We start from the raw sequence: 12,373 nt of genomic DNA on the forward strand, positions 1-12,373 counted from the left end.
TGCAACCACGCTTGCACGCACCATGCAACACGCTCGGCCTCCCGCGTGTCGGCGTGTTGCGTGTTAGCGTGAATGCCCAGCAGCGGAGCTGCTTATGTTCAAAGCCAACGAACAACAGCCGGAAGGTTTCAGCGTCGCCCTCTCCGAAGCGCTGGATAACCTGGCCTTCAACGACCAGGGCCTGGTGCCGGTGATCGCCCAGCAGCACGACAGTGGCGAAGTGCTGATGTTCGCCTGGATGAACCGGGAGGCGATAGAAGAAACCGTCCGCACCGGCCGGGTCTGCTACTACTCCCGTTCCCGCGGCAAGCTATGGCGCAAGGGCGAAAGTTCCGGGCAAGTGCAGTATCTCAAGGAACTGCGGCTGGACTGCGATGGTGACGTGTTGCTGGCCAAAGTGGAGCAGACCGGCCCCGCCTGCCACACCGGCCGCCGCGACTGTTTTTACTGGAAGGTGGACGGCGATCGGGTGGTGATCGACCGGAGCCCGATCATTGATCCCAGCGAATTGTATAAGAACTGAGCCATGCTGAAACTGCACAACACCCTGACCGGCCGCAAGGACGACTTCATTCCGCTGGACCCGAACCGCATCACCCTCTACGTATGCGGCCCCACGGTGTACAACTACGTCCATATTGGCAATGCCCGTCCGGTGGTGGTGTTCGATGTGCTCTACCGGCTGCTGCGGCGGCTCTATCCCCAGGTGGTCTACGCGCGCAACATCACCGATATCGACGACAAGATCATCAAGGCGGCGGCGGACAACGGCGAGGACATCGGTGAACTGACCGCCCGCTTCACCGCCGCCTTCGAGGAGGACATGGCGCGACTCAACGCGCTCACCCCCACCGTGGTGCCCAAGGCCACCGATCACATCGCCGACATGATCACCATGGTCGAAACGCTGATCGCCAAGGGGCATGCCTACGAGGCCGATGGTCATGTGCTGTTCGCGGTGGAATCGATGCCCGACTACGGCAAGCTCTCCGGACGCAACCTGGAAGACATGCTCGCCGGGGCGCGTGTGGAGGTGGCGGACTATAAGCGCCACCCCGGCGATTTCGTGCTGTGGAAACCCTCCGGCGATGACCAGCCCGGTTGGGATTCGCCCTGGGGACGCGGCCGGCCGGGTTGGCACATTGAGTGCTCGGCGATGATCCACAAGCATCTGGGCGACGTCATTGACATCCACGGCGGCGGCCAGGATCTGATTTTCCCGCACCATGAGAACGAGATCGCCCAGGGTTGCTGCGCCCACGGTACCGAGTACGTGCGCTACTGGATGCACAACGGCTACATCAATATCGATGGCGAGAAGATGTCCAAATCCCTGGGCAACTTCCGGCTGGTGCGCGAATTGCTGAAGGAGTACCCCGGCGAAGTGCTGCGTTTCGCCCTGCTCTCCAGCCACTACCGCTCACCGCTGAACTTCTCCGCCGAGGTGCTGGATCAGGCACGCCAGAGCCTGGACGGTCTCTACTACGCGCTGCTTGGCCGCGGCGAACAGGTCGATGCCGTCGACGACTATGTGTTGCCCGAGGATCACCCGGTGCTGCTGGCACTGCGCGACGATCTCAACACCGCCGAGGCGATCAGCGCACTGCACGCGGTGGCGGCACGGCTGAACAAAGCGGCGCTGGCCGACAAGCCCGTGCTGAAAGCCGAATTACTGGCCGGCGCCGAGTTGCTGGGGTTGCTGCGCACCGATCCGGTGGCCTGGTTCCAGAACCACGGCAGCGCCGATGACGGCCTCGCCAACGACGAGATCGACGCCCTGGTGGCGGAACGCACCGCCGCCAAAAAAGCCCGCGATTTCGCCCGCGCCGACCAGATTCGCGACCAGCTCAAGGACGCCGGCATCCAACTGGAGGACACCCGCGAGGGCACTCGCTGGAGCCGGGACTAGGGGTTGACACGCTGACACGCAACACGCAACACGCTTGCACGCTAAACCCGTGGCGGAGGGGAATGGTGTGTTTCCTGACAGAGGACAGGAAACACACCACGGTTTCAGAGCCAGGGGTTAGCGTGCAAGCGTGTTGCGTTCTGCGTTCTGCGTTCTGCGTTCTGCATGTGTTCTGCTCTGCGTTCTGCGTTCTGCGTTCTGCATGTTGCCGCCAAATGACAGACAAATGTCATCTTCCTCGGGTATGCTGGCCGGATTCTGATTGGGAGTCGCCATCGTGAAACGGGTTTTACTGGCCAGCCTGCGCTTCTACCAGGGCTATCTGAGCCCCTGGCTGGGCAACCAGTGCCGTTTCTATCCCACTTGCTCCGAGTACGCGCGGCAGGCAGTGGAACACCACGGCGCCTTGCGCGGCAGCGCCCTGGCGGCGCGCCGTCTGTGCAAATGCCATCCCTGGCATCCCGGCGGTTTCGACCCGGTACCGGGCACGCCACACCCGCTACATGGCGCCTCCAGGGACGAAGACCCCGAGCACAACAGCATCGACAACGGCCTCGGTGACGCCCCCAACCATGCCCCCAACCATGGAAAGGACCATGCGTCCCTCTGAGTCGCTAAGCGCTGTTCCGCTTCGCTTCCTGCTGCTTGCGCTGCTGATCATCGCCGGCCAGTGGCAGATGGCGTGGCACAGCACCGAGCATTTGCCGACCGCCACGTCCCTGGCCGGCGGCACTCCCGACAATGACGGCACCGCCGTCGCCCCACATTGCCAGCACTGCGCGCCGGTACAGATTGCCGTGCCGCCCGCCACGCTGGTTCAGCATGACTCTCCGGCGGAGCCATTCTGGCGTCCGCTGGCGCAAAACCGAGGCCATACCCAGGCCGGCCTGCGCGCCTACCTTTCCCGCGCCCCACCTCTGTCCGCCTGATCTCCGATTTCGCCGCCGCCTCAAGCGGTTCGGGTTTCGATAGCGCTTTTGTTATGATATAACATTCGCAGCTTGCCAAGGCATGCTCCGCGTGCCTGTTCGATAGAGGAAAAGAGTCCATGAGACGCAAAGCTTTACCCCTGCCGCTGGCCCTGGGGCTGATGGCCGGTGCCACCCTGGCCACACTGCCGGCGACGGCGCAACAGAACGACAACACCGACGACCAAGCGCCCCGGCAACCCTCCCATCAGTTGGATGCGGTCCAGGTGTCCGCCCTGCCTTTTGACGAGGATGCCGCCAGCGGCGCTTCCTCTTTCGGCTTGCTTGAGGACAGCCTGCTGTTCCAGCGCAGCAACGCCACCCTCGGCAATACGCTGGAAGGGTTGCCTGGGGTTCATTCCGACACCTTCGGCGGTGGTTCCAGCCGCCCGGTGATCCGGGGCCAGGGCGCGCCGCGGGTAAGCGTGCTGTCCGATGGCGCCCGTCTGTTCGACGCCTCCGATATTTCCCCGGACCACGCCACCACGGTGGAACCCATGCTCGCCCGCAAGGTGGAAGTCCTGCGCGGCCCCTCCACCCTGCTCTATGGCGGCGGCGCCATCGGCGGCGTGGTCAACGTCCTGGACGACAAGATCCCCACGCGCATGCCGGACCGCCCGGTGGAAGGCTTCATCGCCGCCCGTGGCAATACGGTGGCCAATGAGAAGGCCGGCGCCGCCGGCATTACCGCCCGCGCCGGCGACCACTTCGCCGTGCATGTGGAAGGTTCCCGCCGCCGCGCCGACGACTATGAAGTCAATGGCTTCACCGCACCCGACATCGATGGCACCTACGCCGACAGTGACAACGTCAGTGTCGGCGCTTCCTGGATCGGCGAGCGCGGCTACCTTGGCATGGCGTATTCCTATCGCAGCGATATCTACGGACTGCCCGGCCACAGCCACGAATTCGAGGGCTGCGGCGCCAACGGCGATCAGTTGGAGTGTGACGGGGACGGCCATGACCATGATCACGAGCATGGTGCCCACGAAGCGCCCTTCGTCGATCTGGACGCCCGCCGTATTGATCTGCGCGGGGAATACCGGCAGCCGCTGCCCGGCATTGAGAAGGTCAAGGTGCGTTCCAGCCACACCGACTATCGTCACCATGAAATCGAGGAAGGGGAAGTGGGCACCACTTTCCGTCACAAGGGCTATGAAACCCGGGTGGAGGCGGAGCACGCGCCGATTGGCGGCTGGCACGGCGTGGTCGGCTTCCAGTACGCCGATCACCAGTTCAACACCCAGGGCACCGAAGCCCTGATGCCAAAGACCGACACCGAAACCCTTGGGGTATTCGCGGTGGAGCACTACCGCTTCTCCGAACAATGGCATCTGGAAGTGGGCGCCCGCCACGAGCACCAGCGCCTGGATCCAGTGGAAGATCCGCTCGATCGCCCCTCTTACAGCGATTCCGCCAATTCACTTTCGGCGGCGCTGACCTGGGCCTTCCGGCCGGACTACAACGTGTCGCTGTCCGCCACCCGCGCCCAGCGCATGCCCCATGCCCAGGAGATGTACGCCCGTGGTGTTCACCTGGCCACCAACACCTATGAGTGCGGTCTGGTTTCCAGCAGCTACACCTGTGGCGCACCGGGTGACGATTCCGCCATCCATAAGGAAACCTCGCGCAACATTGGCCTTAACCTGCGCAAGATCCGTGGCGACCTCACCTTTGATATCGGCCTGTTCCACAACCAGGTGGACAACTATATCTACGCCCGCACTCTGGATCAGATCGAGGAGTTCCGCCTGATCAAATATACCCAGGACGATGTGGAGTTCACCGGCGCCGAAGCGGAAATGCGCTATCAGTGGACGCCGCGCTGGTCCACCACGGTGTTCGGCGACATCGTCAAAGCCCAGTTCAGTCACGGCGGCAACGAACTGCCGCGGATTCCGGCCAAGCGCCTGGGCGGCCGCGTCAACACCTATTGGCGGGCGTTCGACGGCGAGTTGGAGTTCTACCGGGTGTTCCCGCAAAACGACATCGCCGGCTACGAAAGCCGTACTCCGGGCTACGACATGCTCAACGCCACACTCAGCTACACCCTGGAAGGGGCCCAGCGCTACAGCGTTTATCTGCGTGGCAGCAACCTGTTGGGCGAGGAAGTGTGGAATCACACCTCCTTCCTGGCCCGCACAGTGCCGGAGCCGGGCCGCAATCTGACCGTCGGCATGCGCATGGAATTCTGAGGCTGGCCGGGCCCCTTGAGGGTCCGGCGCGCCTCATTGCTGAAACGCTATAACGTCATAAAACCGTAACGAATTCAGGAACGATACATGAACAGCTCACATCACTCCGCCCTGCCCCGCCTCGGCGCCTTGACCCTGGCCCTGCTGCTGGCCGCCTGCAATAACGACACCGGCAGCACCACTCTCCCAGGCGGCGACGATCACGACCATGACCACGAGGAAAGCGCTGGCCGCCTGGTATTCACACAAGCCGCCGGCACCAACTCCCGCGTCCACGTCTATGATCTGGAAGAAGGCAGTGCGCTTGCCGACTTCGCCCTGACCTATCCGCCCACCGCGCTGTACGCCAGCCCGGGCAACCGTTACGCGCTGATTATCCAGCGCGATGATGACCAGGTACAGGTCCTCGATAGTGGTATCTACCTGCACGGCGATCACGCTCATGCCGACACCCCGTCACTGACCGGCCAGGAGCTGTTCGGTTCCAGCCCCACCCATTACCGCGTTAATGACGGCCTTGCCGCCCTGTTCTTCGACGGTGACAGCGCCACCAGCCAGAACAGCGGGTTCCAGTTGTTCAACGACACCACTCTGGAAAATACCAGTGTGCTGGCCAGTCAGGAGCTGGCAAACGCCCACCACGGCATCGCCGAGCCGCTCGGCGAATGGGTACTGAGCAGCGATGACAGCGACGGCGATGGCAGTGCCGACGGCATCCGGCTTTTCCAACTGCATGGTGACCATTTCCACGACCAAGGCCTGCTTGGTACCACTTGCCCCGGCTTGCACGGTGGCGCATCCAACACCAGCCACTCGGTGTTTGGCTGCGAAGATGGCGCCCTGGTGGCGGAGCTGCATGGCGATCACTTCCACGATCACAAAGTCAACGCGCCAGAACGTCTGGTGACCATTCTGGGCAACAGCGACCTGACCGACTTCGTCGCGTTTTCCTACCCCGACTACAATCTCTACCGGATTGAGCCCGAGGCCACCGACGCCGAGCTGCTGACCTGGCGCGAAGGCGCCGCCGCCGATGCCAAACCACTGGCTTATGGCCTGGATCCTCATGGTGAACATCTGGTGATTGTTGACGACAGCGGTGAACTCCATGTGATCGACACCGCGGACTGGAGTCACCACGGCCACACTTCTTTGCTGGACCAGGTTCCGGCCACCGGCACCTCCGCTCCGGCACTGGCATTCAGCAGTGACGGCCATGAACTGTTCGTTTCCGATCCAGTCGCCGGCGCCATTCTGCGGGTGGAGCTGGAAAGCCTGGAAGTCAGCGAGGTCGTCACCGACCTGGGCTTCGCCCCGCTGGGCCTGGTCTGGACCGGCATCGCCGAAGAGCACGATGACCATGATCATGGCGAGGAAGAAGACGATCACGAGCACGATCACGAGCATTAAGCGGTAAGCGGCGCCGGACGTTTGGCGTCCGGCGCCTGTTCGCGAGCAAGCTCGCTTCCCACAGAGAGGCCACGGAGCCGCTGTGGGAGCCCGCCGGGCTGCACCTGGCTTTCTTACGCAGCAAACTTCATTACAATGACAGTACCCTATCGTGGTTGTAATGAAAGGATTGTTGTGATGAAGAAAACCTGGCTTCTGGCCGTCTGCCTCGCTCTGCCAATGATCGCCAACGCCGGCGGCTTCGCCGGGCTGGACTATGTGAGCAGCAAGGTGGAACCGGATCGAGGCGGCAGCGCCAAACCCTCAGCGTTGCAGTTCAAGCTGGGAACCTGGATCAACCGCACCGAAACCCTGGGCGGTGAAGTACGCATCGGCCTGGGGCTGGACGATGACAGTCTGGGCAATGGCACCAAGGTGGAAATAGACCGCCACTACGGCGCCTATTTTCGCGGCCAGTTCCCCAACTCCATGCCGGTCCGCCCCTATGGCCTGATCGGCGTCACCCGAGTGGAAACCACCCACGACTATCGCGCCGGCGGCTCCAGCAGCAAGAACTACAGCGATCTGTCTCTCGGTCTGGGGGTGGACTTCACCGTCAGCCCCAAGGTTTTTCTGAGTGTGGAGTATCTGCGCGCCGTGGACAGTAGCGGTGACGAGGTGAACAACCTGGCGTTCGGCGTCAACGGCCGGTTCTGAACGACATACCAGGTGACCAAGCACGTCATGCCGGACTTGATCCGGCATCTCCTTCCATCAAGCGGTGTGCCCTCCAGAGGGAGCCCCCGGGTCATGCCCGGGGTGACGGCGTGCTGTTCATCCGCGGCTCACGGGCCGCGTTTTTTGTCAGAACGTCAGCGTCACGGAATCGGCAGGTAGCCGCCGTCCACTTCCTTGGTGACAATCGCCACCGCATTGTGGGCGTGCAGACTTTCCAGGTGATTCACCCGCAACCAGAAGTCGCGGTAGCAAGGTTGTGGATCCAACGCATGCTTGAGACGGCGTGCCGCATCCTCACAGAACATCAGATTCTGACCATTCAGCAGCGCGAATTCCTGCTCATCAATACGCTTGACCGCCGTCTGCACCGGCGTTTTCAGCGCCTCTTCGATGGAGTCGATCAGCGCCGTGATCGGGAAGGATTCAGCGGCCTTATCGAGCAGCACCCGCACCTGCGCGATACTGCGCTGACTGTGGGGAGTGGCGCGAATGCCTTCCTCGGTGCCGAGCCACTCGAACACTTCGTCCACATCCACCTTGCCGGACTGAAAGTCCTCGCGGAATTTTTCCTGAATCAACTGACGAGCCAATGCCGCGGAACAGGGGCAGGTGGAAGAGTACGGCACTTCCACGTACATCTCGGTGCAAAGCCCTTCTTCACCCAGTGACGCCTTGATGCTCACGGTGTAGCTCTTCCAGCCGGCGTAGCTGCTCTTGAGCGCCGGGCGGCGCATGGAGTACTCGAAGTCGAACTGCACGAAACCACGGGTGCTGAGCCCCTCATGGGTTTCCAGGAAATTGCCGAGCAGCTGTTCGATGGAAGCCGGGCTCACCGAGTGATCCCCGAAGGTTTCTTCCAGCATTAAATACAGGCGCGACATGTGAATGCCCTTGGCATCCGGATTGGCCAGATTGACGTAGGCCTGAATGGAGGTACTCACCGGGCGTTCGCCGACCCGGGTATCACTGACCCGTGCGGGCAGGTGAATTTCACTCATGCCGACCCAGTCGAGGGTGCCGCCGATATGGTCGACCATGGAGTTGGATGCCACATCAGGCATCGCCTTGGTGTTATCCGCACCACTTTCGCGCTTCATGGAAATCTCCGATTCCGATAAGGACGACCGGAACGCAGGATGGCGCTAACCGGATGCCGGGACACAGAATGGCGCCCAACGAATCAGCACTGATGGCAATCCGACTGTCATCGTCCAATCATTCAGGGGCGCAGAGTGTAGCAGAAACCTTCAGCCAAATAGACCTATTGCTGATGTGAAAATAACCGTGAAAAGCCCTGATTACGGGCCCATGGCCGTACCGGCGCACGGTGAATTACGACACCGATTGGCACCTGAACGGTTATCCCCTTGAAATATAAAGGGAAAAATACAGACATTATGTTGGCCGAAGCGCCGGCCCACCCCGGCCAACAGTTTTCGCTCATGACACCGACAGCATCGACCTATGGGTCAAGCGGCTCTTCACCGACCACTGCCTGAAACCGGGGCAGATCCCGCAACGGCTGGAACATCTCCTCGGCCCGGGCATGCTGGCGCAGCGCGTCCGATTGATTCACCGCCTGCTCCAGATCACGCAGGGCGTTCTCGATTTCGCCCAGTCCGGCCCAGGCACAGGCGCGCTGGTAGAGCGCATGGGAGTTTTCTTCATCCACCTCCAGCACCCGGTCACACAGACTCAGCGCCCAACGCTGCTCACCCAGCTCCAGCGCGGCGTCCGCCTTCCATGCCAGCGCTTCCGGATCATCCGGGCGCAATTCCAGGATGCGGTCGTACAGCTCGATTTTCTCCTTGTAGCTGGGCTCCTTGGAGGCCTTCAGCCACAGGCTGTGAATTTCGTTGGTGCGCTCGATCTCTTCCTGGTTCTCGGCAATGGTGCGGGATTTCTTGCGCAGCTCCTTCTCCAGATCCGCCAGCCGCGACTCGTATTCCACGGTCAGCCGCGACATCTCCTTCTCAGCATAAACACGGATGTTGTCCTTGAGATCCCGGATCGTGGACCAGCCCACCAGCGCCAGAATCGAGGCAGCACCGGCGATCAGGTAAAAGAAGTAAGTCACCGTATTGGTGGCGTAGCCCATGGCTTTATCCGCCACCTCCAGTTCCCGGTCGGTGACCACTTTGGTCATCTCGTTGCGGTATTCCATCATGTCCTGACGGAGAGAACGCAGTTCACCAAGAATCCAGTTTTCACGGAACTGGGAAATTACCGCCCCCCGTTCAATCTCGCTTTGCGCCTCCGGCCGGGGCGCCTCCCGTGCGTCTTCCGGAGCCTGCGGGGTTTGGGCCTGGACCGCCAGCGACACCATCAGACAACCGATCAACACACCGACTTTTCCGCCAACACGGCCAAGCCGCTGTAGCAGCGCTTTGCGGAACACGATTCACCTCTTCCTCTTGCTGATTACTGCCCCTGGGAACCTTCCAACGGGCGACGTTCACCCAAACCGGTGAGGTGCCCCATGGCGAACACCAGCCAGGCGGCGACCATCGCCGGAAAAACCTCCGACATGGTCGCATTAAGCCCCGCCAGGCGCCAGCCGACCGCCACCATGGTGGCGGCAACGACCATACTCACCGCCACCGGCTCACCGGGACGGCCACCCAACGCGTAAACCACCAGCAGACTACCAAACGAAGCGCCGAGAATCCCCCAGGCGAACAACACCAGATCAAACACATTCTCATTGGCGAACAGGGCAATACCCAGGGATGCCACCACCACCACCAGAGTGATGACACGGGCGGTGCCGTAACCGTGCCAACGGCTTGGCATCAGATCTCGGGACAGACAGGCACTGCAGCTGAGAATCAGTGAATCCACGGTGGAGATGGTGGCCGCGAACAGCCCCGCCAGCACCAGCCCGGTGGCCACATCCGGCAACAGCTCCTGAGCCATTACCGGCAACGCCAGCTCCGCATCCAGATTGCCGGCGTTCATTACCAGCGACGGGTCAACAACGCCTTGATCCATCAACAGCCGGGCCATCATCCCGACGCCCACCGCCAGCGTGTAAAAGGCAATGAACCAGGCGTAGTAATAACAACGGGCCCGGCGCACCGAACCGGGGTTCTCCACCGCCATGAAGCGCACCATGACATGGGGCTGGCCGATCACCGCGGCACCGGCGAACGTCCAGCCCACCAGAAACAGCACCGGCCCTTGCCACCCCAGCGTCAGGCTCGCCTCGGAAAAGAAACGGAAGAAATGATCGGAAACACCATGCAGCCCGGTCCAGGCGGCTTCCCAACCACCGACCATGTACACGGCGGTGCACAACATTACCGTCATGGCCACGATCATCACCACCGACTGCGCCGCATCGGTCCAGATCGAGGCACGCAGCCCGCCGGAAAAGCCGTAAAACAGCACCATCACAGCGCCGATGATCGCGCCGGTACGGGTGTCCCAGTCAAACAGGGCGTGCAACGCCTTGCCACCAGCCTTGAACTGAGCCGCCGCGTAGACACCCAGCAACACCACCGCGATGACCGCCGCCACCGTCTTCAATACCTTGAACTCGACACCGCCCCAATTGGACAGCAACTCCGGAAAGGTCAGGCTATCCCGCTTTTCCGCGGTTTCACGGATACGACGGGCCACCAGGGTTGACGCCATCCAGTCGCCCAGAATCCAGCCCACCATCATGGTGAACGCCGGCAACCCGGTAGCGTAGGTGTAACCGATCACGCCGATGAACATGAAGCCGGAATTGTTGGTGGCAACGGCGGAAAGTCCGGTCAGGGACGGTGCCACGCCCGAGCCGGCGAGCAGGTAATCGGCCTGGCTTCGGGAGCGCACCAGCACCGAAGCAAAGCCGATCAGAAGGAACAACAACATGAAGCCAATGAAGCTCGCCAGAACCATCAGGCGCCTCCCCGAACAGCCAATTACTTTGACATCTAAATATTATATCTCTAAACTAGCCTACCACTTTGAGCCACGGAGGTCCCGGCCTTGCCGCCTGGTTAGCCGAAACCGATCGAAAAAATCCCTTTCAACTCGAAATTGCGTTTTTCTTTTTTCAGTCATATTGATTCGCTATCAAGGCAATACACGGACATGGCCAGACACGACGAAGTGTTGATCGCGTTACGACAGATTATTCGCGCCACCGATTTGTACTCCCGGAAGTTGAGCAAGGTTGCCGGTCTCACCGCGCCTCAGCTGCTGGTATTGCAAGCGATCAAGCCCCATGGGGAATTGACCATGGGCGACATCGCCAATGAGGTATCAGTGAGCCAGGCCACGGTCACCACCATTCTTGACCGCCTGGAGAAACGGGGCCTGATCGAACGCAAACGTGGAGAACAGGACAAACGCCGCGTTTACGCCTCGCTCACCGGCGAGGGCGCCGCCATTCTTGAACGCGCCCCCACCCCTCTTCAGGAGGAGTTCATGGCCCGTTTCGAGCAGCTTCAGGACTGGGAGCAGACGTTGATTCTCAGTTCACTGCAACGGGTCGCCGCAATGATGAACGCGGGCGACATCGACGCGTCACCAGTGCTGGATCTGGGCGCCATCGATCGCGCTCAGCCGGTCACCGAAGAACGCCGGAGCCGCCACCGCCCCCCTTCCCAAACCGACCAGAAGTGACACCATGCCTGCAGACGACACGACCGACAAAAAACACCAGGACGACGACCTGACCCTGCGCAAGCCGGAAAGCCAGGACGGCCCCCGGGTGCATCAGTTGATCGCGGAGTGCAAACCTCTGGATGAGAACTCCGTCTACTGCAACCTGCTGCAATGCACCCATTTCGCCGACACCTCGGTGGCGGCGGAACTGGATGGCGACCTGGTCGGCTTCATCTCCGGCTACCTTCCACCCAAGCAGCAGGACACCCTGTTCGTGTGGCAGGTGGCCGTGCATGAGAAAGCACGGGGCCGGGGTCTTGCCAAACGCATGCTGGCCGCCCTGCTGGAGCGCGACGAAGCCGCGGATGTGCGCCACATCGAAACCACCATCACCCCGGACAACGAAGCGTCCTGGGGGATGTTCCGCAGCTTCGCCTATGAGCGCCGCATGCCCACCGAGGAATTCATCCTGTTCGATTCGCGCCTGCACTTCGCCGGCCAGCATCAGGATGAGCATCTGCTGCGCATCGGCCCGTTCAACCGGGACGACGCCTGAAAACGAATTCAGAGAGGACGAC

General features: G+C 61.6%; 12 protein-coding genes. 9 read left to right on the forward strand and 3 right to left on the reverse strand.

Annotated features, from left to right (window positions below; all coding sequences use genetic code 11):
* Positions 1–94 precede the first annotated feature (94 nt).
* The 7 genes from hisI (at position 95) to A6D6_RS02935 (ending at position 7,178) form a co-directional block, all read left to right on the forward strand.
* Positions 95–523, forward strand: a complete 429-nt coding sequence (hisI, locus tag A6D6_RS02905) for a phosphoribosyl-AMP cyclohydrolase (RefSeq protein ID WP_133491877.1) — start codon at positions 95–97, stop codon at positions 521–523.
* 3 nt (positions 524–526) lie between these two features.
* Positions 527–1,909: a cysteine--tRNA ligase gene (gene cysS / locus A6D6_RS02910; protein WP_133491876.1), complete on the forward strand. Its 1,383-nt coding sequence runs from the start codon at positions 527–529 to the stop codon at positions 1,907–1,909.
* 277 nt (positions 1,910–2,186) lie between these two features.
* The gene (yidD, locus tag A6D6_RS02915; protein ID WP_236563961.1) at positions 2,187–2,519 is read left to right on the forward strand and encodes a membrane protein insertion efficiency factor YidD; all 333 of its coding nucleotides are present in this window, start codon (positions 2,187–2,189) and stop codon (positions 2,517–2,519) included.
* On the forward strand, positions 2,506–2,838 hold the full coding sequence (locus A6D6_RS02920) for a hypothetical protein (RefSeq protein ID WP_133491875.1): 333 nt from the start codon (positions 2,506–2,508) through the stop codon (positions 2,836–2,838). Before yidD ends, A6D6_RS02920 begins: the two co-directional genes overlap by 14 nt.
* 119 nt (positions 2,839–2,957) lie before the next feature.
* Complete coding sequence (locus tag A6D6_RS02925; RefSeq protein WP_133491874.1) at positions 2,958–5,072, forward strand: TonB-dependent receptor domain-containing protein; 2,115 nt, start codon at positions 2,958–2,960, stop codon at positions 5,070–5,072.
* 87 nt (positions 5,073–5,159) lie between these two features.
* Positions 5,160–6,482, forward strand: a complete 1,323-nt coding sequence (locus A6D6_RS02930; protein WP_159659875.1) for a hypothetical protein — start codon at positions 5,160–5,162, stop codon at positions 6,480–6,482.
* Positions 6,483–6,659: 177 nt separating this feature from the next.
* On the forward strand, positions 6,660–7,178 hold the full coding sequence (locus A6D6_RS02935; protein ID WP_159659876.1) for an outer membrane beta-barrel protein: 519 nt from the start codon (positions 6,660–6,662) through the stop codon (positions 7,176–7,178).
* A 161-nt stretch (positions 7,179–7,339) separates the two neighbouring features.
* On the opposite strand, the gene folE2 is transcribed toward A6D6_RS02935, so the two are convergent.
* The 3 genes from folE2 to A6D6_RS02950 form a co-directional block, all read right to left on the reverse strand.
* Positions 7,340–8,296 carry a GTP cyclohydrolase FolE2 gene (gene folE2 / locus A6D6_RS02940; RefSeq protein ID WP_159659877.1) on the reverse strand — a complete coding sequence of 319 codons (957 nt, stop codon included), beginning with the start codon at positions 8,294–8,296 and terminating at the stop codon, positions 7,340–7,342.
* Positions 8,297–8,661: 365 nt separating this feature from the next.
* Complete coding sequence (locus tag A6D6_RS02945) at positions 8,662–9,597, reverse strand: tetratricopeptide repeat protein (protein WP_133491870.1); 936 nt, start codon at positions 9,595–9,597, stop codon at positions 8,662–8,664.
* A 23-nt stretch (positions 9,598–9,620) separates the two neighbouring features.
* Positions 9,621–11,084 (reverse strand): sodium/proline symporter, encoded by a 1,464-nt coding sequence (locus tag A6D6_RS02950; RefSeq protein WP_159659878.1) that lies wholly within the window; start codon positions 11,082–11,084, stop codon positions 9,621–9,623.
* A 195-nt stretch (positions 11,085–11,279) separates the two neighbouring features.
* On the opposite strand from A6D6_RS02950, the gene A6D6_RS02955 reads away from it, so the two are divergent.
* Positions 11,280–11,813, forward strand: a complete 534-nt coding sequence (locus A6D6_RS02955) for a MarR family winged helix-turn-helix transcriptional regulator (protein ID WP_133491868.1) — start codon at positions 11,280–11,282, stop codon at positions 11,811–11,813.
* Positions 11,814–11,817: 4 nt separating this feature from the next.
* Positions 11,818–12,351, forward strand: coding sequence for a diaminobutyrate acetyltransferase (gene ectA / locus A6D6_RS02960; RefSeq protein WP_133491867.1), 534 nt, complete (start codon positions 11,818–11,820; stop codon positions 12,349–12,351).
* Positions 12,352–12,373 lie beyond the last annotated feature (22 nt).

This window comes from Alcanivorax xiamenensis (assembly GCF_009846745.1).
Classification (GTDB): Bacteria; Pseudomonadota; Gammaproteobacteria; order Pseudomonadales; family Alcanivoracaceae; genus Alloalcanivorax; species Alloalcanivorax xiamenensis.

What these genes read in the sequence shown, in the direction of transcription:
- A6D6_RS02935 (WP_159659876.1), top strand. Translation starts at nt 6,660, where the DNA reads ATGAAGAAAACCTGGCTTCTGGCCGTCTGCCTCGCTCTGCCAATGATC.
- A6D6_RS02955 (WP_133491868.1), top strand. Translation starts at nt 11,280, where the DNA reads ATGGCCAGACACGACGAAGTGTTGATCGCGTTACGACAGATTATTCGC.
- cysS (WP_133491876.1), top strand. Translation starts at nt 527, where the DNA reads ATGCTGAAACTGCACAACACCCTGACCGGCCGCAAGGACGACTTCATT.
- hisI (WP_133491877.1), top strand. Translation starts at nt 95, where the DNA reads ATGTTCAAAGCCAACGAACAACAGCCGGAAGGTTTCAGCGTCGCCCTC.
- folE2 (WP_159659877.1), bottom strand. Translation starts at nt 8,296, where the DNA reads ATGAAGCGCGAAAGTGGTGCGGATAACACCAAGGCGATGCCTGATGTG.
- A6D6_RS02920 (WP_133491875.1), top strand. Translation starts at nt 2,506, where the DNA reads ATGCGTCCCTCTGAGTCGCTAAGCGCTGTTCCGCTTCGCTTCCTGCTG.
- A6D6_RS02930 (WP_159659875.1), top strand. Translation starts at nt 5,160, where the DNA reads ATGAACAGCTCACATCACTCCGCCCTGCCCCGCCTCGGCGCCTTGACC.
- ectA (WP_133491867.1), top strand. Translation starts at nt 11,818, where the DNA reads ATGCCTGCAGACGACACGACCGACAAAAAACACCAGGACGACGACCTG.
- A6D6_RS02950 (WP_159659878.1), bottom strand. Translation starts at nt 11,084, where the DNA reads ATGGTTCTGGCGAGCTTCATTGGCTTCATGTTGTTGTTCCTTCTGATC.
- A6D6_RS02925 (WP_133491874.1), top strand. Translation starts at nt 2,958, where the DNA reads ATGAGACGCAAAGCTTTACCCCTGCCGCTGGCCCTGGGGCTGATGGCC.